Origin of the sequence: Bradyrhizobium sp. AUGA SZCCT0431 (assembly GCF_018131065.1) — a bacterium.
Classification (GTDB): Bacteria; Pseudomonadota; Alphaproteobacteria; order Rhizobiales; family Xanthobacteraceae; genus Bradyrhizobium.
This window is the reverse complement of record NZ_JAFCLR010000029.1, coordinates 67825-93508: the sequence shown is the minus strand read 5'-3', so window position 1 is coordinate 93508 and position 25684 is coordinate 67825. Positions and strand designations below refer to the sequence as shown.

Sequence of the window (25684 nt, the reverse complement as noted above, 5' to 3'; positions counted from 1 at the left end):
CCGAAGTGTCGCAATATGAATCACACAAAATGCCGATTCGGGAATCCCCAATAAACTAGATGTGTGCATGCCCTAGGGCCTTCGCTGGGACGACGAAAGAAGACGACAGCGAGGCTTCAGCTTCGCTTCGGCTTGGTTGGCGCCGGGTTGAACAGCTTCTTCAAATCGTCGATGCTTTGCGACAGTCGCGGCCATTCGCAGGAGAAGGAATTTTTTGCGCAGTTGGAAGCCTTGATGCGCGCGGCCTGCTTGACCGGGCTTGCCACCGGCACCGGGATTTTTTCGACCTCGGTTCGCAGCGCCACCTGCTGCACGCCGCGTTGCGGTTCCTGTTGCTGCTCTTGCTGCTGATGCTGCTGTTGTTTGGCCGTGAAGGCCGCCGCGATGCTGCTGCGGCGCTGGCTTTCGAGATAGGCGGTATATTGCTGGTCGATCTTCTTCTGCTCTTCCGGCGTCGGGTTGGGCCCCGCGATGTCGAAGGTCCGGTCCTGCATGAAGTCGTAATAGGTGTAGCCGCCGCCGGGCTTGCGGCGGCCGGCGAACTTCGCGTTGCATTCGGCAAGCGCTGACGTCTTGTCTTCCTTGGTCTTCGCCTTCTCGGCGGCGTCCGCGCAAGATTCGAAATCGACCGGCGTGCCGCGCCACCACTGCGCATGCGCATGCACCGGGCCCAGCACGACGAGGCCGGCGACGGCTGCGATAGCGAGCAGCGATGATAGTGACGCAATCACGGACGAAGTTTCCTCAACAATGCGAGTTCCAAAGTTGATTTGCGGTCATGGATTAAACCGATTGTCGCCATTTTGGCAGGCCTTGTCACCCCCGGAACCCGGCGATTTTCCAGCGCTGATTTCTTGCCTGTGATCGATGGAACCCAGCGGCGGTTCGTTGGAATTTATTCTGGAAATTCAACGCGAAAGGGGTTTGGACCCAATTGGGCGGAAGCCGTCGGAGGCGGCTGCGCCGCAGTCAGCCTGTTGACGCATTGTGGCAGGACTTTGCCATTTTTTCCCAGTGCCGGCCCGGTGTGGCTTCGCCGAACACCGTGCACCAACGAAGGGGCGAGCTCACATCTGATGAAAATCCGTTCGATCCGCCGCCGATTTCCCGGCGAGCTCACGCGATCCCGATTCCAAGACAGCCCAATGAAATAGAATTTGGGCATATCAATCTGCACAAAAAGGTATTTGATTGCCTGGGTTTGGCGCTATCAAAGATGTCCGCGAACAAGAAGAAGCATCAGGGGAAACCAACTGCATGAGCGTCACCATTGCCATGGATAGCGTGCCAAAGCCGGCGTCTGACTTGATCGAGGCATTCAGGAGCGCGTCGACATCGATCATCAGCGACAACCTTGCCCGGCTGCCGGGCGCCGTGGGGCTGCGGCCGTTCCATCGCAGCGGCAGGCTGGTGGGCGTTGCCTTTACCGTCCGCACCCGGCCGGGCGACAATCTGGCCATTCACAAGGCGCTTGAGCTGGTAGGGCCGGGCGACGTGATCGTGGTCGATGGCGGCGGCGACGAGAGCCGGGCGCTGGTCGGCGAGATCATGAAGAACATTGCCGAGTATCGGGGTGCAGCGGGCTATGTGATCGACGGCGCGATCCGCGACGTTGCCGCGTTCGCCGCGTCCGATTTCCCATGCTTTGCCCGTTCGGTCATTCATCGCGGTCCCTACAAGAGCGGCCCCGGCGAAATCAACGTGCCGGTCTCGATCGGCGGCTCGGTGATATCGCCGGGTGATATCGTGGTGGGGGACGAGGACGGCGCGGTGTCCTTTCCGGCCGCGATCGCACCTTCGTTGCTTGAGGCGGTGCGCGCCCAGACCAAGCGAGAAGAGGAAACGTTGGTGGCGATCCGCGAAGGCCGCTATCAGGGCTCCTACGGCAAATCATGATCGAGACGCAACGGATATTGGGACAACTGACGTTGAGGAAGCGACGATGAGTCAGAGGGACGAGTTTCACAATCTGGACAACCCGGATGACGGCCTGTTTCGCGATCTCGCGCCGGGTCTCACCACGCGCATCTTCGCCGGCGAGCAGGCCATGCTGTCGGTGGTGACGCTGGCGCCGCATTCGCAAGGCACCCTGCATCATCACCCCGAGGAGCAATGGGGCGTGCTGCTCGAGGGTTCGGCCATCCGCGTACAGGGCGATGAGGAGATCGCGGTGAAGAAGGGCGATTTCTGGCGCACGCCGGGAAACGTGCCGCACACCATGCGTGCCGGGCCGGAGGGCGCCCGCGTGCTCGATATCTTCAGTCCGCCGCGGCCGGAATACAAAAAGCCGGGATCGGGCTTCGGTAATCAATAAACCTGCGAAACAAAAAACAAGCGCAGCAACAATCAGGGGGAGAGAAATGAAGAAGATCTCGCGACGTACCATGCTGGCGGCGTCGGCCGCATTCACCTTCGCGCCGTCGCTGGCCTTGGCGCAAGCGACGAAAAACATGACGCTGGTGGTGCCATTCCCGCCGGGAGGTTCCACCGACGCGCTGGCGCGGCTGCTGCAGTCTCACCTCCAAACCAAGCTCAACCGTATCGTGCTGGTGGAGAACAAGTCGGGCGCCGCCGGTTCGCTCGGCGCGGCGCAGGTGGCCAAGAGCCCGCCGGACGGTTCGTCGTTTCTCGTGACCTTCGATTCTCACGCGGTGATCCCGGCCATTCTCGAAAAGCCGCAGGTCGACGTCGAGCAGGATCTGATGCCGGTGTTTCTCGTTGGCACCGCGCCCTATGTGATCGCGGCGAACGCCGGCCGTCCGTTCAAGACCTTTGCCGATATCGTTGCAGCGTCGAAAAAGGAGCCCGGCTCGATCAAATACGCATCCGTCGGCATCGGCACGCTCGGCCATCTCGCGATGACGATGCTGGCGAAGCAGGCCGGCGTAGAAATCACGCATGTGCCCTATCGCGGCGGCGGACCGGCCATGAACGATGTGCTCGGCGGGCACGTCGACCTGATCGCGGGATCGGCGGCGCTGATCATGGCGCAGCTGGGGACCAATACGCTTCGCCCCATCCTGCAGCTGGGGCGCGAGCGGATGGCCTCGCTGCCGGACACGCAGACGGGAAGCGAAGCCGGCTACCCCGATTCCGAGACGCTGGCCTGGTGGGGCATTTTTGCACCCAAGGGCACGCCGCCTGATGTCATCGATGGCCTCGCGAAGCCGGTCCGCGAAATTCTGAGCGAGCCCGCGGTCGCGGCGCAGCTGCGCGAAACGCAGCAAATGACGCTGCTGCTGGCCGACGCCAAGGATTTCGGCACGTTCTTCGCCAAGCAGGTCAGCGCCTGGGGCAAGGTCGTGCGCGAGAACAACATCAAGGCGTAGGATCGGCCCTCATCTCCCCCTGACCGATCCGGCGGCAGCCTCGCCAAATCTGCCGGGCGCCTTGCCGCGGCGGTAGCCCGTATGACCCCGGACCTATCCCAAAGACGCATAGGCAAGGGGGCCGACTCGTGGCGAAGTTTGGGGAAACGCACCCAACCTTTTTGGTTCGTGGGCGTTATCAAAACGCGGAAAGTCGCCCCTTTCGGAGATCGTTGTGAACAGCACACTCACGTTGAAGCCCCGTCCCAGCAATGCGGCCCTGATCGCCTGGCAGTTCACCGGGCAGCCGCTCTACGAATGGCCGAGCTGGGTACAGTCCAGTTGCTCGCTTCAACGCAGCGACGACGGACAACTCGAGCTTCGACATGAGCGGCAGAGCGGCGCGCAGATCGTCTATCTGGGAGAGTGGCTGGTCCACGATCTCGACGGCGGCATCTGCTTCTACACCGACGCCGAAATCCGCAAAGAGTTCGAGATCGCCTGAGCGCTATTGACGCAGCAAACTTCGCGGCGAAGTGTGAACCACGCAACAATCTGCCACAATCTATAGGTTTATAGCTGTTGTCACTCACCCAGAGGGGCAATGCTGAAATTTCGATTTTCATTTTAAGGAACTGAGACGACTCAACTGGCGCCCCTCTCCTCATAGTATTTCCTGATTGGAGAAAGCGATGGCAACAGAAGTGAATGTCCAGCCCGGCCATGGCAAAACTGGCCGTCATCCGACCCGACAATTTCTTGATACGCTTTCCGGGCACGACGATCCCGGCATGTTCGGTCGGATGTTTCCGAACCTCGAGCCGCTGGCGGTCGATGACGGTCCGTTGCAAGAGCTCGCCGACGCGATGAAAGACCCGAGCCCCGGCGACCCCGCCGGCAATAATACCAAGGTGCCGGCCGGCTTCACCTATCTCGGGCAGTTCGTCGATCACGACATCACGCTTGACCTGACGTCGTTCGGTGAAAAGGAAGCCGATCCCAACGCGGTCGAGAATTTCCGCACCCCGGCGCTCGATCTGGACAACGTCTATGGCCTCGGTCCGGATGGCAGCCGGCACCTTTACGCGCGCAATCCCGGTGATCCCGATGGCAAGGGTCCTGGTCCGAAACTGTTGATAGGCAAGACCATCAGCGTGCCGGCCGGCAATGTAACCATCACCCCTCGCAATGATCTGCCGCGGAATCCCGAAGGCTTCGCGCTGATCGGCGATCATCGCAACGACGAAAACCTCGTGGTCGCGCAGACGCATCTGGCGATGCTGAAATTCCACAACAAGGTGTGCGATCAGCTGGCGGCGGCGGGCACGCCCGCCGACGAGATCTTTGCGGAGGCCCGCCAGATCGTGACCTGGCACTATCAGTGGATGGTGCTGCACGATTTCGTCGAGCGCATCACCGAAAAGGGAATCGTTGCGAAAATCCTCGAACAGGGCCGCCGCTTCTATCGCTTCAAGAAGACGCCCTACATGCCCGTCGAGTTTTCCGGGGCCGCGTACCGGCTAGGCCACAGCATGGTGCGCGAGGTCTATAGCCACAATCGCATCTTCACGCCCGGTCCCGGCGGACTAATCCCGGCCTCGCTCGACCTGCTGTTCAAGTTCACCGGTTTGTCCGGCGGCATTGTCGGCGATCTCGCGCCGAATCCTGTCGTGCCTCCGCTGCCGATTCCATTGCTTTCCAGCAACTGGATCATCGACTGGCGGCGCTACCACGAAGTGCTGGCCACCAATCCCGCTGACGTCAGGCTCAACCCCTCGCGCAAGCTCGATCCGTTCGTGGTGCCGCAATTGCATACGCTCCCGGGCGGCGGCCCCGTCGCCACCCGCAGCCTGCCGTTCCGCAATTTGAAGCGCGGCGTGCTGCTCGGATTGCCGTCGGGACAGGATGTCGCCAAGGCGATGCGGATCAAAAACCCGCTGACTTCGGCCGAAATCGCCAAGGGCACCGACGGCGCGGTGGCGAAGAAGCATGGCCTGCACGAGCACACCCCGCTCTGGTACTACATCCTGAAAGAGGCCGAGCAGCGCGGCGGCGGCGAAAAACTCGGACCGGTCGGCGCCACGATCATTTCGGAAGTCTTCGTCGGCCTCGTGCATGGCGACCGCCAGTCGTATCTCTGGCTCAAGGGCAAGAACTGGAAGCCGACGCTGCCCTCCAAGACACCGGGCGATTTCACCATGGCCGACTTGCTGCGGTTCGTCGGCGATGTCAGCCCGATCGACGGCATATCGACGGTGTAGAGCGTTTTCCAGCGAAGTGGCGTCCGGTTCGCGTCAAGAAAACGCGTCGAAACAAGAATCTAGAGCCCCGTTCCGATTCCATCGGAACGGGGCTCTAGGCGCCAAAATCACCAGTGTTCCTGCGGTTGGGCGTTCCAGATCACGGCGCAATCGCAGGCTGGCGATCAGGCTTCCGCTCTGATATGGAATCGCGAAGCCCGCCTATTCGGCGGGTTCGCGGTCCCGTAGCTCAGCCGGATAGAGCGACGGTTTCCTAAAGCGTGGGCCTCATATACACACCCCACCCCATACCCCCACATCCCTCTTGTTTTCCTTTCACTTTTCCCGTTTTCGGTGTATTTCTTGTCACGCTCTGAAACACCGTACCAACAGCGACGGGAGTACCTAAGCCGTGACTAGGAAAGCGCTCAGTGACGCAAGCCTACGGTCTTTAGACGTACCTAAGATCGGCCAAGTAGATGTGTGGGATACGAAGCTCGCGTCATTCGGTGTGCGGATTTCACAGGGTGGCTCGAAGACCTTTGTCGTGAAGATTTCCAACACCCGCATCACCCTCGGACGCTACGGCATCATTACCCTCGCAGAAGCCCGTACAGAGGCGAAACGACTGTTAGCGGAGAAGACCCTCGGGAAAGTAAGACCGCAGTCCATCACCTTCCCTGACGCTTTTGACGTGTTCCTCGCGGAGAAGGAGAAGTCCCGCCGCGCACGCACAATCAAAGACTACAAACGCCTTATCAACCTGCACTTTCCTTTTAAGGGACAGTTGGCCGACATCAAACACTCCGATATTGAGCGGCGATTACTGAAGATCAAAGCCCGTTCCGAACACAACCACGCCCTTCAGAACGCGAAGACCTTTTTCACATGGGCGCACAAACGCCGCTACATTTCAGACAATCCCACTATTGGTTTCTCGCAACACAAAGTCGCGCACCGTGCTCGCGTCCTCACTGACAGCGAGCTACAATGTTTGTGGAAGGCGACAGAAACCCCTACGATTTACCATACGATCATCCGTCTGCTTATCCTGACGGGCCAACGCAAAGGGGAGATTGCGGCACTGCGGCCCGAATACTATTCACACAATCAACAAACCATATGTCTACCGAGCGAAGTGACAAAGAACGGGCGAGAGCACACATTCCCTTGTGGCGAACTCACGGAATTACTTATTCAGGCTGCTATTGGCTCTACGACGAAGGCTCTGATATTCCCCGCTCGCGGCACTGGAGCTTCACCATTCCAAGGATGGAGCAAGAGTAAAGTTGCCATCGACAAAGCCTCGGGAGTTTCAAACTGGCGGGTTCACGATATTAGACGCTCGTTCCGCACCATCCACGGCAGGATAAAAACCCCGCCCCACATTGCCGAGCGCCTCGTTAACCACATCAGCGCTCAGACCGATGTTGAGATCATCTATGATCAGCACAAGTACCTCTCTGAGATGCGGGAGGCGATGGACAATTACGAGCAATATCTGCTAAAACTTTTCGGCTAGCAAACCCTTCCATGGGGTGGCCGCTCCTAACGGAGTGACCGACATGAAAGAGCTTGTGACGCGCAATGAGGTAAGGCAGTTAGGGCTTGATGTTTCTAATACGCAGTTTCTACGGTACGAAGAGGCAGGGTTTCTAAATCCTATAAAGATTGGTTCTCTCCGCTCCGCTATCGTGCGCTACCGCGTAGAGGAAATCACCCGACTCCTACAAGGCCGTACTACTCACGGTGGCTCTTAACGAGCGCGGGCGGGCATCCAAACCCCGCCCGTTTCGTTTACAGGTATACTGGCCGCTATCGCGACCGTTCCAAGCCTTGTCAGTGCTCATTCCTAGCGGAAAAAGGTAACGATTCCGTCACGTTGCGCCGCCCGACACGGGACGACTTCATTGTCCTATAGCCTTGTTTCATCCTTCGTCTTCAATCTCCCTATCGCTCACCCCACAGGCGCACGAGGCTGGTGGGCTGCGGCAGTCCAATGAAGTCGTCCCCCTTACGGGATGACCGACGCAACCGTGACGGACAGTTCTACACTGCTTTGACACGGTTTTTACACGTTTCGACGGTTTTCGACAGTGCTTCTACGATGCCACCAGAGCCGCGATATAATTACCGCTGACAGCTCTTGTTTTGTGGCCGATTTCCCTGCGCGTCAGGACTTGTCACGATGCGAGTTAAAACCGCCGCGATCTCGGCCCATGAATTACCTCCAAATCGGTTTAACTCCCAAAGTCTTTCCGCGCACTCGCGGGTTCCTTTTCATCAATGACGATGTGATTGACGGTGACGTGTTCGACCCGACCATCCACTCGTTCAATCCCCTGAAGAAACTCGGCTACCGAGGAGCGCGTGAGTTTGCGGAGACGGTCTACGGTACGGAGGGGAAAGACACCCTGACCGTGCGTAACGGGAAGAGGGCACTCACGAAGGCCTTACTTACCACTACGCGCCTCGACCAGCTCGACACCGAGGACGAGGAGGCACAGGCGACCATTGGCGACCTGTTGATCTCACCTATTTTGAGAAAGGTACTGTGCGGGGAGCCGAACTTTTCATTTCAATCACGGCCGATTGTGGCCCGTCTCAACCGTTCCGAGATCGGAGACTTTGACGCGTTCATTTTAGGCTCGCTGCTTATCAGACAGTTCAAAGGACAGATCGTCATTCCTGACTTTGGGTTCTACGCCCGTCCCTTTCACTCCGTACTTATACGGGAGAACCGCCTGATGGCTGGCGTGAACACCCTCGCAGAGTTAGACCCGAAAATGCGTCAGCTGTGCTTACTCATGGACAAGGCGGGCAAAAGTTGCACTCATGAGGACGCGGTGACACTGGCCCAGTACGAGGGGCTTATTCCCTCTACCAACGAGTACAACTCATTCATTCAGAAAGCGATTACATGAGAGCAGAGATTGAAGTCAAAGAAGTTACACAGACCGTAAAAACAGGGTTCTTTTCCAAAGAGACACAGACCATTTACAGCGTGTATCCCCACCTCACCTTTACGAACGAGGAAAAGGCGGCACTCTCGAAGTCCCAACTCTGGGAGCGCGTGGCCCACGTCCACCACGCCCAGCTTACTCCCCGCGAGATGGAGCTGGCAGGGGGTGACAATACGATCTCCTACACGATCACCCACTTCGCACAGCCTAACTTTGCGGTGACGTTCCTCGACGCCCGCGAAGCGAATGACTTTGCGGAATTACTAGAAAAGAAGATTTTACCCACGATCAAATCGTACGTGTCGGCAACCACGCCGTCAGGAAAACGCGTTGTCGATCTCTGACTTCTTTCGGATGCTGTGGAACCTCGTCATCCTCACCGTCTCGCTTCTGACGATGGCGGTGAGCGGGGTGATGTACGTCTTTGTCCTGATCTCCAACCTCGTGATGCGGATTGAGCGCAAGATTGAGCAGAAAGAACGGGACAAGGTAAAGGAAATCGAACCCGTTGCAGAAGAGCAGGACCTCGAAGAGACGTTAGTCACGAAGTTTATTCAGGACACTATCGACGAACTCCCGAAATACAACACGGGCTATACCCAGAAGCTCCCGAGCACGAAAGGGATAGTGGAGTTTGTGGTCTTTCACTTTTTCAAGAACAATGACTGTCCCAATCTCAAAGCCAAACTCATTAAAAACGGCGACAAACTCGGAGACTTCGACGAATACAAAGGGGATTACCTCAACTACGTCAAAGACACGCCGCTCATGAAAATCTTCGAGCAGCGCATTCCCTTTGAGTTAGAAGATAAACGGGACTTGGGCTGGTATATCTGTTCGCCTGCGGGCAAGGGCAAAACAAATTTACTCGTCCACCAACTTCTCATGGATGCCAAAACGAACGGCTCCATCATTGTATTGGACAGCAAAGGCGATCTCATCAACGCCATCAAAGATTTGAAACTGCAAAAACAAGTAGTGGTAATTGACCCTGACCCGCACCTTGCTTTGAACCCCTTGCAGATCGGCGCGACCTCCACACATTCCGTTGCCTTTTTGGAATATCTCTTTTCATCATTGATGGAGACGAAACCCACCGCGCTTCAGTCAACCCTCTTCCGTTCCATCTTTCTCGTCTTACAGAAAGTCCCCAACGCGTCCTTTGCAACCTTCAGACATTTCTTAGTGCATGGCTGGAAAGAGTACGACGCTGCTATCCAACAATTGGACATCGAAGATCAGGAGTTTTTCTACAAAGGCGAGTACGACAGCGCGACTTACAAAGACACCAAGCAGCAATTGCTCTGGCGCATTCGTGATCTCACCACCTCCATTCCCTTGCTCCGAGAGATGTTCAAATCTCCGACTACGAAGATCAACATGACGGAGTGGATGGATAGCCAGCACATTTACCTCATCAACAATTCAAAACAGTTATTGGACGACGCGGGCGCTGAGTTCTTTGGACGCTTCTTTATTGCGATGATACGCGCAGCCGCAGATCAAAGAAGCAACAGGAAGCCCGAGGATAAGAACCCCGTTCGCCTCTACATGGATGAGTGTCACACCGTAATTGCCCGCGATGAAAAACTAGCTGGCATTTTAGATGAATGTAGGTCACAGCGCATTCAGGTTATCGCAGCTCACCAGCGTTTACCTCAAATCCAAAGTGCCAACGTCCTAGACGCTTTATCCAACTGCGGGATAAGAATGGCAAACTCCGACGAAGATGCTCCTGCACTAGCGCCACGTCTTCGGGCGACAACGGAGCACTTACGCGGTTTACCAACTGGTTCATTCGCTGCATATGTAAGAGATGTTACCCCCCAAGCCGTCACACTCAAAATCCCCCTTGTGGATAGTGCGAACCACCCCAAGCTCACACGCGGAGAAATCGCACTCCGTCAGCAGTACTTTAGAGAGCGGTATTGCTACGCGCCTGTAGTGGTAGAGGAAGAAGCGGTGGAGGAGCGGCCACCACGCCCAAAATATCCTTTGTCTCCTCGGTTCCGCGAGTGGTAGCAAAGCGCCACATATGACGGCAGGGTATAATAGGCCTCACGTTGACGCTGGCACTGACTGCGTTACATCCCTCCTATGGGAAAGAACTATAAATTCGATGTGCGGGAGACGCCCGTCAAAATCGTCACGATGGCGCGTGACATTGATTACTTGGAATTTATCTTCGATGTGGGCGCGTGTGACACGAGCATTCTCCACGAGTATTTCAACCCCACGAAGACCAAGCAGATAACCACGAAACGCTTAGACACGCTGGCCTCGCGTCCCTACACCTACATCTTCAAACCCGAGGCGCAGGAGTATCGTAAGAACAAGAACTACAAGGGGACCATCTACGACATTACTGAGGATGGTATCTCACTCCTCATTGCCTACGGTCGTATTACCCCGTGGCACGCAATGCTCAGAAAGAAACTAGGACACTCAGGGCCTCATGCCTTTTGGCACAACTACGTCGGCTCCCAGTCGCTCGGGTCTATTCGGTTAGGCCTGAAACAAGCGGGCATCACCTACGTTTCAAAGTACGAACTCTTCGAGCGGATGGACTTCGATAGTAAGCGAAGCCCGCTCCGAGTAGACCTCGGCACCGATAGTTACATCCCTGACGATCTCTTTGGTGCGATCTATCCCGACCACCGCGAGATGTTCCTGTGCGAGTGGGACATGCGCAGTGAACCAACCGAACGTATCTCATCGGCGGGGACGTCATTCATGGACAAGCCTCGCAAGATTGAGACGGGACTGGCACAGATCAAGAAGCATTTCGGCATCAAAGAAAGCCCCTTCAAAGTTCTGACGGTCACCACCTCTGAGGGCCACATGCACGACATCATTTCTAAGATGCGAAAGATGCCCGAACCGATACGGGAGTTGATGGCCTTTCAGTCGGAAGAAACCTTTTCACCGCTCTCACGCGGAGAGTCCATCGAGTGTCCACGATGCAAAGGAGGGAAGTGCTACCAATGTAAGTACACAGGGAGTGCGATACGACCGCCTGACGCACGTATCTTTCAACGTGACTGGCTACGAGCTGGATTAGACCCATTCAACATCGGAGGAGAACATGGAAAAGAAGCTGCAACGGCTACGTGAATTACTTGAAATCAAAGACGCAACCGATAAGGAGATCGCCTCACTCATTGGAGAGACTGAGCCGAAGGTAAAGCGCACTTGGACGAGGAGAACGCCTGAAGTACAATCATAAGGCAAGTCATACGGATACAGAGAGGCCACCTCAACGGGTGGCCTTTTTGTTATTGGTCCTGCACAGGAAACAGGACGCACTTTGTTTTGCCGTCAGCATCAGCGACGGGAAGGGCTTGCAGTTCGATGGAGATGCCATCTTTCGCCACCTTCCACGCGCTGCCGATCTGCGTATAGAAATTCTTGTCACCGTTTTTGCGGGAGACTGAGACTGTGTAATCGGGTCTACGACCTGACATGACTGATACTCCTCGGCGGGTTTGCCGTGAATAAGTATAGCGCGTGATACACTTCACTCATTAATAGCTTGCAGCACGTTGTGGACACCTTCTTGCAAGCGGGTGTCCGTAACGCGCATGAGAAATGGATTTAGACCAGAAAGAGTTACGTAGGCTCTTCACTTACAACAAGAAGACGGGCCGTTTACTGAACCGAATTGACCGTGGCCAAGCCCGAAAAGGTGGGCTTGTCGGTGGTCCCACATCACAGGGTTATTTGAAATGTAAGGTGCACCAACGCTGGCATCCCGTGCACCGACTTATATGGATATTCCACTTCGGCCAAATCCCTGACGGTTATGAGATCGACCACATAAACTTTATTCGGGACGATAACCACATAGAGAACCTACAGGCCTTAACCCCTACAGAAAATAGAGAGCGGAGTTACGTCAACCGCTCTCATCAAGGCGCGGGAGTTACCTTTCATAAACGCACACGCAAGTGGTTTGTGAGGTTAATGATCGGCGGTGTGAGAAGAGGGTACAAAGGGTATTCCACCAAGACGGAAGCAATACGCGTGGCTGCACAAATCCGCGCACTCCTAATGGTAAACTGAGTGCAGTTACAAAAGGAGCAAACAGATGCCTGATTTCCAAAAGCTGAAGAACGAAATCACCATCACGCAATGCCTCGCACTGTTGGGCGTTGCCATTCCGCAAGGGAGTAAGGCGCAGTTGAAACTCGACTGCCCCAAGTGCGGCGGCAAGAACAACCTAGCCGTCAACACGGACCGAAACATTGCGTTCTGTCACACGGCAAAAGCTGGCGGTGACATTCTCTCGCTCGTCTCGCACGTCAAAGAGCTGTCACTGAAGGAAGCGGCAGACTGGCTGAGTAAGCCTAACAGCCCCGCATTGGCCTCTAAACGGCCTCAGGACGAACGAAACGGCTTCAAGCCACTCGAAGGCCTAGAAGCAGATCATCCTGCCGTAGAAGTCACAGGGCTGGACCCGTTCATCGCTGCACGAGCGGGGATTGGCTACGCCAACAAGGGTGTCCTCAAAGGCACCATCGCCGTTCCTGTGTGGGATATGGAGAGCGGGCAGTTGCTCGGTTACATCGGATGCGTTGACTTCATTGTCCCCGTTTCACTCCGTGGTGAAAACATCGTGGAAATAAAACGAGACGCGTCGTAATTCGCTGCCCACTTGCAAGAGCAATGCGGATACGGCTCGTGTCAGCGATGCGCCGCGTTGTCTGGGCCACTGGGTCTGACAGCCCCAAAGCGATAACCCCACCGCAAATGGTGGGGTTTCTACTTGGTACAATTCACTGCGGACACAACACAGGAGGTCCGCATGTGGAAAGAGATCGACGAGAAGCGATACGATGAAGCACTCGGCTGCTTACCCCCTGCACTCTGGTTATCATTCGGCTTTCTCCTCGGAGAACCCGCCGACCACCGTAAGTGCAAAGTCACAGGCAACATCATGCCGACCTACACACCCTTCGTGTACGCGTTTGGCAGATACTACGAAGGTAGCCCGATGACGGCTCGCGAGTTCAGGCAATTCAACGTAAACGACTTGCCTCCCCCCAAGTAGCTGCTAGTCTCCTCGCGTTTCAACAAGGAGATTGCACATGTCGATTGAAGGTCGGAAGGGGAATGTATACGGGGACCACGTGAAAATCATGTGCCCCAAGTGCTCAGGAAAAGGGACTACAGGGGATAGTCCAAATAACGTGAGGACATGCGACCGCTGCAATGGAAGCGGGAAGATCAAAAGCAAATGAGACGAGGGGCCTTCGGGCCTCTTTTCATTTCACGCTATAATTCAGTGATGATTAAGTCTCCCATTCAGCTCGAAGATATGCGGGGTGAATGGCACCCAAAAGGCTCACCATTTAAGTGTTCTGTCTGTGGGTTTAAGGGCAAGGTCGGAACCAATATCTTTCTAGCGCCGAACGAAGCACTGCTGTGCTCGAATTGCCGCTACTCTTTGTGAGCTTCTCAAAAGCAGACCAAGTAAAAATCTTTAAGGTCACGCCGCTAAAAACAAAGACCGCCGATGGTAAGTTTTCAATGTGGATTCGCCAACGTGACGGTATGTGCCGCAGGTGTAAGCGCACAGGCATCGGCTTAGACAACTCTCATTATTGGCGGCGGGATATGAAGCGAACTCGCTTTGACCCGAAGAACTGCATCGCTCTGTGTCGTGATTGTCATACCGCATGGGAGCGCCACCAAAACAACGAGTACAAAGCCTTCATGGTTGAGTGGCTTGGACGTGATGAATATGACGCTTTAGAAGAACGTGCCCGCACCTCAATGCAAATGAGAGACGCGGTGTTAGAATTGATGACATGGCTGAAGTAAAACCAGAAGACTTCCCTGAAGATGAATCTTTAAATGTTTGTGTGAGTTGCCAGTAATATGTGGCGCGAGATCGACACAGAAATGCTCTACCGCATCACTCGCTATAACGAGGCTAAGAAGAACGGCACACTCGACCGTGACTATCCTGTCATCGGCTCTATCCACACCACCTCCTAGACCACTGGCGAGGGATTGGTAGAATTGGGGCATGAGCATCGAAGAGATAATCAGAAAGCATTTCCCCGCTGGAAACAACTGGAATTACGTACGTTATGACGCGGGACTAACCGACGTTGTTATAGATGGACAATTTGACCTCAAACCACTCGTTGATGACATAGAGACAGAGCTAGAGCGAGTGAGGGAGGGGGAGCGGAAACGTATACTCCATTTGCTTAATACTGCGGGTTCACTCGAACAGATTAGAGAAGCGCGCAACACTGACACAGCGACACATGACCTCACGATGGGGGTAGTACGAGGCCTTATCAATCTTCAATGACCTACCACTGTAGAGACTGTAAACAACCAACCACCATCACCTACAATGGCCGGTGTTGGGAGTGCTCGAAGAAACAGGTGGTACACTAGAGCTATATGGCCCGACCCACCGATTACGGCCCACAAGTCGTAGAACAGGCTGAAGCCTTCCTAAAAGACTGGGAAGCTACACCTCGCGCAGATCGTCGCGCTATCCCACAGGTAGCCGATCTAGCCCGTGCGTTAGGCGTTGCTCGTTCCACTGTGTATCTCTGGGCGAAAGATCACTCCGAATTTTCGGACATCATTGAAGATATTTTGGCTGCACAAGAGGGAGAGCTAGTCGATGGCGCACTCTCTAATCGTTTCAATGCAACAAGCGCCAAGTTATTACTCTCGAAACACGGCTACGTAGAGAAGCAAGAGATCACAGGAAAGGACGGTAAGGACCTCCACCCATCGGAGCTAGATCAAATGTCGAATGAACAACTCCAAGCAATCATCGAAGGGAGAAGCGCGTAAGGAATTAGCGAGACGAGAGTTAGCGAGACGCAAGCTCCTCCCGTTCATCTGTTTCAATTTCCCTGACTACAAAACCAACTGGCACCACGAACTCATTGCGGAGAAGCTTGAGCGTGTTGAGCGTGGAGAACTCAAGCGCCTCATCGTGGTCATGCCACCACGTCACGGCAAGTCAGAACTCTGTTCCGTCCAGTTTCCTGCGTGGGCTATTGGCAGAAACAAAGATAAGAACATCATCGAAGCCTCGTACTCGGCAGACCTCGCAACTGATTTCGGCCGACAGGTCCGTAACATCATCGCGGGGGAGAAGTACCACCACCTCTTTCCAAGTGTTGAACTCGCTGAAGACAGTCAGGCTAAAGGTAAGTGGAATACGAATGGGCGTGGTGCCTATAACGCAGTTGGTGTCGGAGGAGCTACCACTGGTAAGGGCGCTGACATTCTCATCATTGACGACCCTGTAAAGAACCGACAGGACGCAGAGAGTGAGGTCGTTCGTGAGAGTACGTGGAATTGGTACACATCCGTTGCTCGTACTCGATTGTCTCCGCAAGGCGCGATCATCATTCCGCTTACGAGATGGCATGACGACGACCTTGTAGGGCGTATTCTCCGCTCTGAGAACGCGTCAGAGTGGGAAGTCTTACACCTCCCTGCCATTGCGACCGAAGACGAACAGTATCGTAAGCGCGGGGATGCACTGTGGGCTGACCACTTTTCATTAGACATCCTTGAGAGCACCAAGCGTGATATTGGTTCGTATGACTGGTCAGCGTTGTATCAGGGCAACCCACTCGACAGTGAGAGTCAGGAGTTCCGTAAGGACTTCTTTCAGTATCGCTCTGAAGCTGATCTCAATGAGAAACGATTAAACCGCTACCTCACCATCGACCTCGCGTTCAGTGATAAGGAGACAGCTGACAACATCGGCTTTTGTGATAACCGTGTGGATGGGACAAATCGGTGGAATCTACGAGCGTGGGGCCGCAAGCTCTCACCCAAGGACTTCATCGACTACCTGTTCGTGCTCCACCGTGAGAACAATTACCTGCAAATGGGTATCTTGGACAAGCACAGCCAATACACCATCGTCATCAAACCCTTCATTGAGGAGGAGTGTCGTAAACGTAATATCTTCCTCCCTATTTCCACGATCAAAACCCAGGAGACCTCGAAAGAGTTGCGTATTCGTGCGCTCATTCCCCGCTACCTCAATCAGGCGGTCTATCACTTAGAGGGTGCATGTGTTGACTTGGAAACAGAACTCCTCCGCTTTCCAAAGGGTGTGCACGATGACGTAGCCGACGCGACTGCTGCAATGGTGGGATTTGCGCAACCACCCAACCACGCAGAGCTTGACTACCTGTACCGCAGGACAACGCGTAATCGACCTAAGAACAACGCCATTTGACTCGTGATAGAATATGTCTGTGGCTAAAGTAAAAGCGGTCAAGAAGACCACCCCTGCATTCGTTGTCACGCTCACACAGGCACGCGTGGATTACATTTCTGCCGCTGATGATCTGACCGAAGCGATCTTAGGTCTCGATGTCCCCAAGCTCACCGCACGCGCTATTTTCAAACTCGAACACGATGGCAAAACCTCCATCCTCACGCGTCGTGCTGCCTTTGCTCGTCGCACCCTCAAAGACCGCATGTATGCGACCCATTTAGGAACGAACCTTAAACTCCTTTTGAAATGAACCTCTTTGACTGGGTACGCGCAGAAGAAGCCAACTACAAGACGGGGAAGGTAACAGTATCCGATGGATACGAGTGGTCGATGTACGACCACATCCGACGCTCAACCCTCTACCGTGATAGTAAGTTCACCGAGGGAGCCAACGACGGCACACGACCGTACAAGAACATCATTCGTCGCATCATCACGTTGCAGCACGTCGCCACTGGATTTGACGTGAAGGACATTGAACCGTTCGTGAACGACAGTCAGAACTTTTACAAATCGTTCCTCACCCGTAAGTACCATCCGAAGTGGGCGCGGAAGCACAACCTCGATACCTTCATTGACGAAGGGGTTGAAAGTTACTGTGACTTTGGCCTCTGGCTCTCCAAGCACGTCAACAAAGTCGCTCCTGAAGTTGTCCCGCTCCAGTCCATTGCCTTCTGTGACCAAACAGATGTCCTCTCGGGGCCTATTTGTATCCGCCATGAATACAGCCCTGCACAGCTTCAAGAGTTTAAGGGGAAGTGGAAGAACATTGACGAAGTGATTTGGAAGGCCCGTGCTGAAAAGAAGACAGCCAACGGCATCGTCAACAAAACCCCCGGAAAGTTCATCGAAGCCTTTGAACTTGACGGGATGCTCCCGAAGATATGGGAGACCGACCCACACGCTGACCTCACGGAGAGTGCTGATACCGAATACACCCAGCAGTTCCACATGATTACCTACTACTCGGCAGAGAACGGGGACAAAACAGGTATCTCCCTCTACCACGGTAAGGGTGACCCGAAGAAGTACAAGGCGGTTAAGCGTGACCCGATCTTTGGCCGTGCGTGCGGGTTTGGCGGTATCGAAGAACTCTTTGAGGCACAGGTGTGGACCAACTACGACGAGATACGTATTCAAGGGATGTTGGATGCAGTCTCGAAGGTCTTAGGTGTCACCGATGACGCAACCTTTGCCGCAAAGAACAAGCTCACGGACATGGAGAACGGAGAGTGGCTCGTCGTGGGTGAAGGGAAGACCGCGAAAGGATTTGAATACAGTGCCGTCAACTTTCCACTCTTTGAGAAGGCGGCGATACGATGGGAAGAACACGCACAGGGCATCGGCTCAGCGAGTGACGCACAGCTCGGAGAGAACCCGACCGCTGGCACCCCGTTCAAGCTCCAAGAACTGGTGACGTATCAAGGCAAAGGCCCGCATGAGTACCGCAAGGGAAAGCTCGCGACCCACTTAGGAGAGCAGTACCGTGATTGGATACTGGGCGACCTTGTGGTGGAAATGAATGACGAACAGGAGTTTGTTGAAGAGTGTACGACCGAAGAACTCCAGTACATCGCGGATTGTCTTTCAAAGAAAGCGGCACACGAGTTTGAGACTGAGATTGTATTGAGTGGTGGGGACATCGACCCGCAAGCCACTGAAGAGTTGAAACAGAAGGTCAAGGATGACTGGCTGACCGCAGGAGGGTCAAAGCGCTTCTTCAAACTCCTCAAGGATGATCTCAAAGACCTGCCCGTTGACGTTGATGTGAACATCGCAGGGAAGCAAAAGAACCTCGCGGGCATGGCTGACAAGCTCGGCAATGTGTGGCGGCAAATCTTCGCCAACCCGCAAGGGTTCGTCATGACCATGCAAATTCCGGGGGCAGCCGAGTCATTCAACGACATGTTAGAGGCCAGTGGTCTCTCTCCCTTCCGCTTTACGGCCATGAGCAAGGCAGCTATGGACCAAATGACACAGCCACCTATGGAGGGGCAGCCACCACAGCAGCAACCATTACAAGTTAGCCAACCAGTTGCATGAGCCATGATTACTTGAGCGACGTAGAGCAAGCCTCTGTCATCGCCTTTACCAGCAATAAGCAGATGCGTGACGCCGTAAAGAAGGTGCTTCTTGCACAGATTTACGAGCAGGGGACCATTCAGAGCGGTAAGACCCCTAACGAAAGCAACTGGGCGTTCGTCCCCTTCATCAATGAGTTTCCTAAGAGCAACGAGCAGATCGGGGAGGAGATTCGCGCCACCATTCACGGGCTGAACTTCCTCAAGGCTGCATTTGATCGCCTCGACGAAGTCCAAGCGCCCGCAGAGACAAAGAAGCCGAAAAACCCCGCGCTCTAGTGCGTTATAATTACGCTATGACAAAATCAAACGTTACTATCGCCGCACTCATTGTGCTGATCGCACTCACCGCAGTTGCTATCTTCAGCGTGAACACACGAGGAGTTGTTGGAGCCGCACCCGCAGGACTTCGGGCAACCGTGGGGACGACCACCAACCTCACGGTCAGCACTACCGCATTCAAGGCATTCGGCACGACGACCTGTGCATCACGCAAGATCACGACAGGAGCATCACCAATCATGATTACATTCACCGAAAAGTTCGGTCAGACACCAACAGGCTCATTCGGCCACCTCCAAGCAGCATCCACCACCGTCGATTATGACGGTGGCGTGAATGGTTGCGACGCATTAAAAATTTATTCGTATGCCACTCAGCTCATTACGGTGACTGAGACTAACTAATTCGTATGTCGCTACAAAAATCGAAGCTCCCCCGCTTGATAGACAAGCATGAGCAAGTACAGAAGGTCGAAAAGTTACCAGTAAAGAAGGAATCTAAAAAAAAATAACATGAAAAACTCCCTTATCGCACTCGCAGTCATCGCATCTATCGGTGCATGTCTCGTTGCGTATAACAGTGGTGCCATCGGTCCAAAGGGTGACACGGGCGCACAGGGTCCGAAGGGTGAACAGGGTATCGCAGGCCGCAACGGTGTGGATGGTAAGAACGGCAAGGATGGCAAGGATGCAGGAACCGTACTCGGCGCTGCTGGCTCGGTCTTCTCAACCGCATACATCACGGTCAACGGTGTGACACAGGAATACCGCCGTGTCGCATTGCAGACTGCAACAACGACGGTCTGTGCATTCAAGACACCAGCTGCAACAACCACACTCAAGTCAGCATCGGTCTACTTCAGAACGAGTACCTCCAGTGCCGCGCTCGTAGAACTCGCGAAATCACTCACCGCATTCTCTACGACGACGGTTCTCGCGCGTGAGACATTCGCCGCAGGGTCAGTGAACGTTGTCCTCAACGCAACCTCAACCGCGCTCGATACGTACACCGCGATCATCGGTCCGAACCAGTGGATTGTCGCGAAGATGGGTTCAGCAAGTGGCGGTACATTCAGCCCCGCTGGAACCTGTCAGGCAGTCTTTGAAGTGGTCCAGTAGCGTTCTTCAGCGTCGCTTGAACAGCTGAGTTAACGGGTTCTCACTCCCTAAAAGTGACTAATACTTTTCTCAACATATGTCAGAAGTTGAACACGTTGATGTCGAGACAACTGAAACCGACACGGTAGAGACTGAAGTCGAACCTACCCCTCAGAAGACTGAGAAAGCACCCGAAACCCCTGAAGCAAAGCGGTCCCGCCTCAAGAGAGAACTTGCGCGGTTGGACAAGAAGCACGGCTTCAAGGACGAGGATGCAGAAGAAGACGTAGACGAGGAGCCGAAGAAGAAAGGCGACCTCTCATACGGTCAGATGGCGCTCCTTCGAGCCGATGGCATCAAGGGAAGCGACGAACTGGCACTCGTGAAAGAGTACATGGGGAACGGCAAGCAATTGCTCGACATCATGGAAAACAAGCACTTCCTCAACGACCTCAAAGACCTTCGAGATACCAAAGCCGCACGCGACGCCGCTCCACAGAACGGCAAGCGCGCAGGTCAGCAATCACGGGATGACGTGGATTACTACTTGGCGAAAGAACCCGGAACTCCGGGGTCACTCCCAACAAACAATCCCGAACTGGCACGGAAAGTCATTGCAGCTCGTACTGCACAGATCAAAAACCGAAACCAGTTCACCGATCAGTCAGTGATTTCATAGGTCTCTCGAATGTGAGTTGCGACAATACTCACTAAGAAATGGCTTATTTCAATTATCTATAAGGAAGATTTCGCCGCGAAAGTACAGGAGCGATTGTCCGAAGTCGTAAAGTGGAAAGACTTTATGAAGGTGGACATCTCCGACAAGCGAGAACTCCACAACCCGCACCGCACGGATGCGTCTATTCAGACCCTCACGCGTTACACGGCGTACACCTCGGCAGCGGTTGCACAGACTGACGAAACTGTCGTTATTGACGCTTCATTCCTCATCTCAGAAGTAATCGACCGCGCAGACCTCGCGCAGTCTGGTTACGTCTCGCAGATGGAGTCGGCAGACCACATGGGTGTCATGCTCAATGAAAAGATTGAGTCGTACATCTACGCACAGCACGCACAGTTTACTGACTTCGACAATGCAGCTATCGGCGGTTCCGCTGGCAACATCGACATCTCGGAAACGAATGTTGACGAAGTTATCACTGGTATGCTCCGTGAAATTCACGAAGCAAAGGGTTCATCTCTCCTTGAGCGCAATGGTGCGTTCATCGTCTGGCGACCTGCTGACTTCGAGAAGCTCACACGATTCATGATGGCGAACGGCTTCTCAACAGCCGACAACGCACTCAAGAACGGGGTGAAGGGTGGCATCGACTACATGGGCGTCACCCACTACCAGTCCAACCTCCTCACCGCAGGACACTTGTTCGGTGGTGTGAAGAAGGTTGCACACCTCGGCATCTTGCGAGCAACTTACGGTCAGATCGTCGTTGACGAAAAGGACCCGGGCCTCGTATCGGGCGTCGGCATCACGTCGCGCATCGACATCAAGGTCAAGGCATGGGCAAAGACTGCTCCTGTTCTCTTCGACATCTTGGTTGCCTAACTCAACAGCCCCTTTGTGGGGCTGTTCTGGGAGCTTCCGTCGCAACGGCTCTCAGAACAACCTCATAAATCACCATGCAATTCACTGACATCAAAAATAAGGTTTACTTCCTCACCGCGACTAACAGCTCATCCTTTCCCGTTGCTGATTTGACTGCTGAAGCGAACACCGCCCTTGATCGTGTGGTGTCGCTTATCCTCCAAGCTGACGGCCGCTGGCAGTTTGAAGACAACAACAACACCGATTTACCGATTGCAACCGCAGCGCTCGTCTCAGGACAACAGGACTACACCCTCACAACCGCTCACCTGAAAATCCTCGACGTGCATGTGAAGGACAGCGCAGGAACATGGTACGCGCTCGAACCAATGGATGCCGCAGACTACAACGGTGAAGCCCTAGAGAACATGGCAGCGGGCGCACCGCGCGAGTACGACATCATCGGCTCATCTGTATTGCTCTACCCAACACCGAACTACTCCCAAGCAGCATCGTTGAAGCTCTTCTACCAGCGTGGAGCTTCGTACTTCACGACGGCTGACACCACGAAAGAGGCGGGTTTTGCATCTCATTTCCATGAACTCATTCCGCTCTGGGTTGCATACAACTTTGCGATTGCCAACGGGAAACAGAACGCTTCACTTTTGTTTGCTGAGATCGACCGGAAAGAAAAGGAATTGGTCAAACACTACGGCCATCGCAATAAAGATGACACGGCACGTATGACGATGGCACGAATCAATCACCGCTAATCTATGACTACGTTCACGAACCAAAGTCAGACAGCCACAACATTCTCGAATAATGTTCGTGCTGACGCTACGCACTGGGCTGATCCCACGGCAACATGGGACAGCTCCCGATTTACATGGGTTAACGCCGCGACTGCGTGGGGTAATGCATCGAAAGCATCAACATCCCTTACAAATCTCCCGAAATCTTCATGACTACACTCTTTCCGACCTCACTCGATAATCTTGATGCAACACGCGGTACAGCCACCGATACGCTTGCAGTCCCAAGTCACGTCACGCACCACACGAATGAAGATGATGCGATTGAAGCACTCCAAGCGAAGGTCGGGGTGGACAGCTCAGCAGTCACCACCTCGCTCGACTACAAGCTGAAGAACCCCGCGAGCGTAAACCCCGGTCATAAGCACACACTCACCGCTACTGGATTTACCGATGTTGTTGTCACCGCGCCATCGAATGGCGAAATTCTGACGTGGGACACCGATCACTGGGAGAATGCGGGAACCTCTGCCGCAGACGCGTCCACAACCGTCAAGGGTGTCACCAAGGTCTCTGTTGCGCCTGCATCTGCATCTGACCCTATCGCAGTGGGTGATAACGACCCGCGCGTTCCCACGACAGGTGAAAATGATGCCCTCGTTGGTACGAGCGGTACGCCATCAAGCTCGAACAAATATGTAACCGCTGACGACGTATCAAGTGCAGCGGGTTCGGGAAAGATTGTTCGCGCAAGTGGAACGGCACTCCCAGCACTTGACGCTGGTTCTCTCACGAACATCCCTACTGCCGTCATCAGCTACGACACAACACAAGCCAGTATTGGCGCATCGTCCACTGCTGAAGAAACGGTCTACTCAGTCGCAATTCCAGCGAATACACTTGGAACGTCTCGCGTCGTGGACATCAGAACAATCGCTTCGCAGCTCACCATCATCAACACCGCAACCGCGACAATTCGGTTCAAGTACGGGAGCACGACCGTGGCGACCGTGGTCATCAATCCCGGGGCGACCCGCGACTACGTAAGTATTCTTGGACAAATGTTTCTTGGCTCTGCTGGAACGACAGGCACACAGAAATTCAATGTCGTCCTCCACGGGGGCATTTCCGAGACCGCCAACGTCATCTACGCTACGGGCGACGGCACTGCTTCGGAAGACAGCACCACAGCTTTGAATTTTATAATCACCATCCAGTACAGTGCGTCAGACGCAAATAACAGATGGATAAAGCGCCTCCTCGTCGCGAAACGCACATGAAAACCGTCAAGATCGCAGACTTCGATGGTGGATTTGCTGACGACTACACCGATGGACAGCGTGGGGAGTGTTCGATGTGCAAACACTTCGATGTACTCTCGTATCCCAAGCGCCTCCAACCGCTCCGAGGCATGACCACGGAGAGTACGACCAATTCCAGCATTCAAAACATCATCACCGCAGCGGACGGCATCATGTACGGCATCGGCACTGAAGCCGCGAACCCGACCTTCGCTCGGCTCTGGTACCGACAAGGCTACGGTGCATCCGACGTATGGACACAAGTATCAAGTCAGGCCGCATCGACCGCACTCCGCGTATCAGGCGCAAACGATGACGCCGCGTTCTTAGTGGACTACCCTGAAGCGGGAAATGTCCGTTCCATGTTCTGGGCTGCAACGAATCTGCTGTTCGCAGGTAATCCCGCTGGCGGGAGTTCACCTGACAGTCAGGCGTTGACCTTTACGACCATTTCACAAGGCTTCGTGCATCCGAAGGATAAGATGCTCTATTTCGGGTACCAGACCGCCACACAAACCTTCATCGGACGTATTGGCCCAAATGCCACCTCGTTTGGCAGCGTCGCGCTGACTGCGCTCGAACTCCCGAAGCGATACCGCGTCTACTCGCTCACCAACTACGGAGACTTCCTCGCTATCGGGGTGACCGCAAGTGAAGGCGGCAGCTCGACCGTCTCCTCCGTCATTCTGTGGGACCGTGATACGTCATTGGCGACCGTCTCCGACATCATCCCGTGGGGCGCAGGACAGCTCAAAGTCTTAAACAACCTCAACGGTGCACTCGTTGGTGTCTCCCGCATGTCCTCCAATTCCACAGGCTCAGTGCAGGATCACGACTCAATTTTCATCAAAATGTGGGCAGGTGGCGCAGAACCGACCCTCATCAAAGAAATCTCTGCTACCCGACTGACAGCCACCGCACCAAGCTGCTCCATCAATCCACATGTGAACTTCGTTTACAACGGCCGTCTGTTTTTCTCGATTGACGTGGTCAACGGCGGTGCAGCCCCCGACTACTACGGGTTGTGGTCTGTTGGACGTACCAAGTCAGGACGCTGGGCCGTGCAGATTGAGCGCATGGCAACGAGTAACGGGAGCCACACCAGCGTACTCGCCGCATCTATCGCGGGGGATTTCGTGTCGATGTGTCACACCGCAGCAGGGACACTCACCTACACCACCAATGGTAATAACCTCGCTGTCATCTACGGAGCAACATCGGTCTACGAGAGTCTCATTAACCCGAATATCGACCCCATCGACGCTGAGAAGAAGAAGCAGATCAAAACAGCTTTCATCTCAACCCTACCTCTCCCAGACGACGCCACTGTTACCCTGAAGTACCGCGTAGATAGCTCGCTCTCAGGTTCGTGGACAACACTCATCACTGAAACAACAAACGGGACCACCGTCAGTGAAATAAACGTCAACGGTCTTATCGGTCGTAAGTTTGAATTTCGCCTAGAGAGTACAGGCGGGGCAATTATCACCTCGTTTGGCTTTAAATACGAGACGCTCGAATCGCTCATATGAACGAATTTGAACTCCTCACAGAGCAGGTGCAGCGCCTCGAACGGCTCATCAACCAGCTCGTCGGTCCTGACCGCTACAAACTATTCATGGATGTCGAACTCGGCACCGACCGTGGTACGAAAATCGGAACCAAAACTATTCAGAAGCTCGGTTTTTACGGCAAAACACCCGTGGTTCGCCAATCTGCCGTTACAGCTCCTTCAGGCGGGGGGACATCAGACACCGACGCTATCGACATTTCCGCTCGGGTTGCCATCGGGCAGATCAAAACAGCTTTAACCAACTTAGGACTGACTGCGTAGAG

Annotated in this window: 29 protein-coding genes; 27 read left to right on the top strand and 2 right to left on the bottom strand. The window is 54.5% G+C overall.

Going from position 1 to position 25684, the window contains the following annotated elements:
• Nucleotides 1–116: 116 nt before the first annotated feature.
• Nucleotides 117–731 carry a hypothetical protein gene (locus JQ567_RS25780; protein ID WP_212441411.1) on the bottom strand — a complete coding sequence of 205 codons (615 nt, stop codon included), beginning with the start codon at nucleotides 729–731 and terminating at the stop codon, nucleotides 117–119.
• Between the two features lie 526 nt (nucleotides 732–1257).
• Between JQ567_RS25780 and JQ567_RS25775 the strand changes: the two genes are divergently transcribed.
• The 10 genes from JQ567_RS25775 (at nucleotide 1258) to JQ567_RS25730 (ending at nucleotide 11625) form a co-directional block, all read left to right on the top strand.
• Nucleotides 1258–1896 (top strand): RraA family protein, encoded by a 639-nt coding sequence (locus JQ567_RS25775; protein WP_212441410.1) that lies wholly within the window; start codon nucleotides 1258–1260, stop codon nucleotides 1894–1896.
• Nucleotides 1897–1942: 46 nt separating this feature from the next.
• Complete coding sequence (locus JQ567_RS25770) at nucleotides 1943–2314, top strand: cupin domain-containing protein (RefSeq protein WP_212441409.1); 372 nt, start codon at nucleotides 1943–1945, stop codon at nucleotides 2312–2314.
• Between the two features lie 46 nt (nucleotides 2315–2360).
• Complete coding sequence (locus JQ567_RS25765) at nucleotides 2361–3329, top strand: tripartite tricarboxylate transporter substrate-binding protein (RefSeq protein WP_212441408.1); 969 nt, start codon at nucleotides 2361–2363, stop codon at nucleotides 3327–3329.
• Nucleotides 3330–3543: 214 nt separating this feature from the next.
• Nucleotides 3544–3813, top strand: a complete 270-nt coding sequence (locus tag JQ567_RS25760) for a hypothetical protein (protein WP_212441407.1) — start codon at nucleotides 3544–3546, stop codon at nucleotides 3811–3813.
• Between the two features lie 187 nt (nucleotides 3814–4000).
• Entirely contained in the window at nucleotides 4001–5569 is a 1569-nt protein-coding gene (locus tag JQ567_RS25755; RefSeq protein WP_212441406.1) for a heme peroxidase family protein, read from the top strand.
• Between the two features lie 391 nt (nucleotides 5570–5960).
• Nucleotides 5961–7070 carry an integrase family protein gene (locus JQ567_RS38310; RefSeq protein WP_212441405.1) on the top strand — a complete coding sequence of 370 codons (1110 nt, stop codon included), beginning with the start codon at nucleotides 5961–5963 and terminating at the stop codon, nucleotides 7068–7070.
• 697 nt (nucleotides 7071–7767) lie between these two features.
• Nucleotides 7768–8472, top strand: a complete 705-nt coding sequence (locus JQ567_RS25745; protein ID WP_212441404.1) for a hypothetical protein — start codon at nucleotides 7768–7770, stop codon at nucleotides 8470–8472.
• Complete coding sequence (locus JQ567_RS25740) at nucleotides 8469–8855, top strand: hypothetical protein (protein WP_212441403.1); 387 nt, start codon at nucleotides 8469–8471, stop codon at nucleotides 8853–8855. The genes JQ567_RS25745 and JQ567_RS25740 overlap by 4 nt, the downstream gene beginning before the upstream one ends.
• The gene (locus JQ567_RS25735) at nucleotides 8842–10533 is read left to right on the top strand and encodes a helicase HerA domain-containing protein (protein ID WP_212441402.1); all 1692 of its coding nucleotides are present in this window, start codon (nucleotides 8842–8844) and stop codon (nucleotides 10531–10533) included. The genes JQ567_RS25740 and JQ567_RS25735 overlap by 14 nt, the downstream gene beginning before the upstream one ends.
• Nucleotides 10534–10608: 75 nt before the next feature.
• Nucleotides 10609–11625 carry a hypothetical protein gene (locus tag JQ567_RS25730; protein ID WP_212441401.1) on the top strand — a complete coding sequence of 339 codons (1017 nt, stop codon included), beginning with the start codon at nucleotides 10609–10611 and terminating at the stop codon, nucleotides 11623–11625.
• Nucleotides 11626–11786: 161 nt separating this feature from the next.
• Here JQ567_RS25730 and JQ567_RS25725 read toward each other — a convergent pair whose 3' ends face one another.
• Nucleotides 11787–11975 carry a hypothetical protein gene (locus tag JQ567_RS25725; RefSeq protein WP_212441400.1) on the bottom strand — a complete coding sequence of 63 codons (189 nt, stop codon included), beginning with the start codon at nucleotides 11973–11975 and terminating at the stop codon, nucleotides 11787–11789.
• A 124-nt stretch (nucleotides 11976–12099) separates the two neighbouring features.
• On the opposite strand from JQ567_RS25725, the gene JQ567_RS39110 reads away from it, so the two are divergent.
• The 17 genes from JQ567_RS39110 to JQ567_RS25640 all read left to right on the top strand — a co-directional run bounded on the left by JQ567_RS39110 (nucleotide 12100) and on the right by JQ567_RS25640 (nucleotide 25682).
• The gene (locus JQ567_RS39110; RefSeq protein ID WP_212441399.1) at nucleotides 12100–12573 is read left to right on the top strand and encodes an HNH endonuclease; all 474 of its coding nucleotides are present in this window, start codon (nucleotides 12100–12102) and stop codon (nucleotides 12571–12573) included.
• Nucleotides 12574–12598: 25 nt separating this feature from the next.
• The gene (locus JQ567_RS25715) at nucleotides 12599–13153 is read left to right on the top strand and encodes a hypothetical protein (protein WP_212441398.1); all 555 of its coding nucleotides are present in this window, start codon (nucleotides 12599–12601) and stop codon (nucleotides 13151–13153) included.
• A 162-nt stretch (nucleotides 13154–13315) separates the two neighbouring features.
• Nucleotides 13316–13561, top strand: a complete 246-nt coding sequence (locus tag JQ567_RS25710) for a hypothetical protein (protein WP_212441397.1) — start codon at nucleotides 13316–13318, stop codon at nucleotides 13559–13561.
• 374 nt (nucleotides 13562–13935) lie between these two features.
• Entirely contained in the window at nucleotides 13936–14334 is a 399-nt protein-coding gene (locus tag JQ567_RS25705; RefSeq protein ID WP_212441396.1) for an HNH endonuclease, read from the top strand.
• 597 nt (nucleotides 14335–14931) lie between these two features.
• Nucleotides 14932–15336 (top strand): terminase small subunit, encoded by a 405-nt coding sequence (locus JQ567_RS25700; RefSeq protein ID WP_212441395.1) that lies wholly within the window; start codon nucleotides 14932–14934, stop codon nucleotides 15334–15336.
• Complete coding sequence (locus tag JQ567_RS25695) at nucleotides 15296–16747, top strand: terminase large subunit domain-containing protein (protein ID WP_212441394.1); 1452 nt, start codon at nucleotides 15296–15298, stop codon at nucleotides 16745–16747. Before JQ567_RS25700 ends, JQ567_RS25695 begins: the two co-directional genes overlap by 41 nt.
• Before the next feature lie 19 nt (nucleotides 16748–16766).
• Nucleotides 16767–17039, top strand: a complete 273-nt coding sequence (locus tag JQ567_RS25690) for a hypothetical protein (RefSeq protein WP_212441393.1) — start codon at nucleotides 16767–16769, stop codon at nucleotides 17037–17039.
• Nucleotides 17036–18832, top strand: coding sequence for a hypothetical protein (locus JQ567_RS25685; protein ID WP_212441392.1), 1797 nt, complete (start codon nucleotides 17036–17038; stop codon nucleotides 18830–18832). Before JQ567_RS25690 ends, JQ567_RS25685 begins: the two co-directional genes overlap by 4 nt.
• Before the next feature lie 11 nt (nucleotides 18833–18843).
• Nucleotides 18844–19149, top strand: a complete 306-nt coding sequence (locus JQ567_RS25680) for a hypothetical protein (RefSeq protein WP_212441391.1) — start codon at nucleotides 18844–18846, stop codon at nucleotides 19147–19149.
• 17 nt (nucleotides 19150–19166) lie between these two features.
• Nucleotides 19167–19556: a hypothetical protein gene (locus tag JQ567_RS25675; RefSeq protein ID WP_212441390.1), complete on the top strand. Its 390-nt coding sequence runs from the start codon at nucleotides 19167–19169 to the stop codon at nucleotides 19554–19556.
• A 108-nt stretch (nucleotides 19557–19664) separates the two neighbouring features.
• Entirely contained in the window at nucleotides 19665–20270 is a 606-nt protein-coding gene (locus tag JQ567_RS25670) for a collagen-like protein (protein WP_212441389.1), read from the top strand.
• Between the two features lie 76 nt (nucleotides 20271–20346).
• Entirely contained in the window at nucleotides 20347–20928 is a 582-nt protein-coding gene (locus JQ567_RS25665; RefSeq protein WP_212441388.1) for a hypothetical protein, read from the top strand.
• Between the two features lie 123 nt (nucleotides 20929–21051).
• Nucleotides 21052–21813, top strand: a complete 762-nt coding sequence (locus JQ567_RS25660; protein ID WP_212441387.1) for a hypothetical protein — start codon at nucleotides 21052–21054, stop codon at nucleotides 21811–21813.
• A gap of 74 nt (nucleotides 21814–21887) precedes the next feature.
• Nucleotides 21888–22565, top strand: coding sequence for a hypothetical protein (locus JQ567_RS25655; RefSeq protein WP_212441386.1), 678 nt, complete (start codon nucleotides 21888–21890; stop codon nucleotides 22563–22565).
• Nucleotides 22566–22756: 191 nt separating this feature from the next.
• On the top strand, nucleotides 22757–23827 hold the full coding sequence (locus JQ567_RS25650) for a hypothetical protein (RefSeq protein WP_212441385.1): 1071 nt from the start codon (nucleotides 22757–22759) through the stop codon (nucleotides 23825–23827).
• Nucleotides 23824–25380, top strand: a complete 1557-nt coding sequence (locus JQ567_RS25645; RefSeq protein WP_212441384.1) for a hypothetical protein — start codon at nucleotides 23824–23826, stop codon at nucleotides 25378–25380. Before JQ567_RS25650 ends, JQ567_RS25645 begins: the two co-directional genes overlap by 4 nt.
• A complete protein-coding gene (locus JQ567_RS25640) occupies nucleotides 25377–25682 on the top strand; it encodes a hypothetical protein (protein ID WP_212441383.1) in 306 nt (101 codons plus the stop codon). The genes JQ567_RS25645 and JQ567_RS25640 overlap by 4 nt, the downstream gene beginning before the upstream one ends.
• Nucleotides 25683–25684 lie beyond the last annotated feature (2 nt).

What these genes read in the sequence shown, in the direction of transcription:
- JQ567_RS25775 (WP_212441410.1), top strand. Translation starts at nt 1,258, where the DNA reads ATGAGCGTCACCATTGCCATGGATAGCGTGCCAAAGCCGGCGTCTGAC.
- JQ567_RS25770 (WP_212441409.1), top strand. Translation starts at nt 1,943, where the DNA reads ATGAGTCAGAGGGACGAGTTTCACAATCTGGACAACCCGGATGACGGC.
- JQ567_RS25765 (WP_212441408.1), top strand. Translation starts at nt 2,361, where the DNA reads ATGAAGAAGATCTCGCGACGTACCATGCTGGCGGCGTCGGCCGCATTC.
- JQ567_RS25755 (WP_212441406.1), top strand. Translation starts at nt 4,001, where the DNA reads ATGGCAACAGAAGTGAATGTCCAGCCCGGCCATGGCAAAACTGGCCGT.
- JQ567_RS25745 (WP_212441404.1), top strand. Translation starts at nt 7,768, where the DNA reads ATGAATTACCTCCAAATCGGTTTAACTCCCAAAGTCTTTCCGCGCACT.
- JQ567_RS25740 (WP_212441403.1), top strand. Translation starts at nt 8,469, where the DNA reads ATGAGAGCAGAGATTGAAGTCAAAGAAGTTACACAGACCGTAAAAACA.
- JQ567_RS25730 (WP_212441401.1), top strand. Translation starts at nt 10,609, where the DNA reads ATGGGAAAGAACTATAAATTCGATGTGCGGGAGACGCCCGTCAAAATC.
- JQ567_RS25725 (WP_212441400.1), bottom strand. Translation starts at nt 11,975, where the DNA reads ATGTCAGGTCGTAGACCCGATTACACAGTCTCAGTCTCCCGCAAAAAC.
- JQ567_RS39110 (WP_212441399.1), top strand. Translation starts at nt 12,100, where the DNA reads ATGGATTTAGACCAGAAAGAGTTACGTAGGCTCTTCACTTACAACAAG.
- JQ567_RS25715 (WP_212441398.1), top strand. Translation starts at nt 12,599, where the DNA reads ATGCCTGATTTCCAAAAGCTGAAGAACGAAATCACCATCACGCAATGC.
- JQ567_RS25710 (WP_212441397.1), top strand. Translation starts at nt 13,316, where the DNA reads ATGTGGAAAGAGATCGACGAGAAGCGATACGATGAAGCACTCGGCTGC.
- JQ567_RS25700 (WP_212441395.1), top strand. Translation starts at nt 14,932, where the DNA reads ATGGCCCGACCCACCGATTACGGCCCACAAGTCGTAGAACAGGCTGAA.
- JQ567_RS25695 (WP_212441394.1), top strand. Translation starts at nt 15,296, where the DNA reads ATGAACAACTCCAAGCAATCATCGAAGGGAGAAGCGCGTAAGGAATTA.
- JQ567_RS25685 (WP_212441392.1), top strand. Translation starts at nt 17,036, where the DNA reads ATGAACCTCTTTGACTGGGTACGCGCAGAAGAAGCCAACTACAAGACG.
- JQ567_RS25675 (WP_212441390.1), top strand. Translation starts at nt 19,167, where the DNA reads ATGACAAAATCAAACGTTACTATCGCCGCACTCATTGTGCTGATCGCA.
- JQ567_RS25670 (WP_212441389.1), top strand. Translation starts at nt 19,665, where the DNA reads ATGAAAAACTCCCTTATCGCACTCGCAGTCATCGCATCTATCGGTGCA.
- JQ567_RS25665 (WP_212441388.1), top strand. Translation starts at nt 20,347, where the DNA reads ATGTCAGAAGTTGAACACGTTGATGTCGAGACAACTGAAACCGACACG.
- JQ567_RS25660 (WP_212441387.1), top strand. Translation starts at nt 21,052, where the DNA reads ATGAAGGTGGACATCTCCGACAAGCGAGAACTCCACAACCCGCACCGC.
- JQ567_RS25655 (WP_212441386.1), top strand. Translation starts at nt 21,888, where the DNA reads ATGCAATTCACTGACATCAAAAATAAGGTTTACTTCCTCACCGCGACT.
- JQ567_RS25650 (WP_212441385.1), top strand. Translation starts at nt 22,757, where the DNA reads ATGACTACACTCTTTCCGACCTCACTCGATAATCTTGATGCAACACGC.
- JQ567_RS25645 (WP_212441384.1), top strand. Translation starts at nt 23,824, where the DNA reads ATGAAAACCGTCAAGATCGCAGACTTCGATGGTGGATTTGCTGACGAC.
- JQ567_RS25640 (WP_212441383.1), top strand. Translation starts at nt 25,377, where the DNA reads ATGAACGAATTTGAACTCCTCACAGAGCAGGTGCAGCGCCTCGAACGG.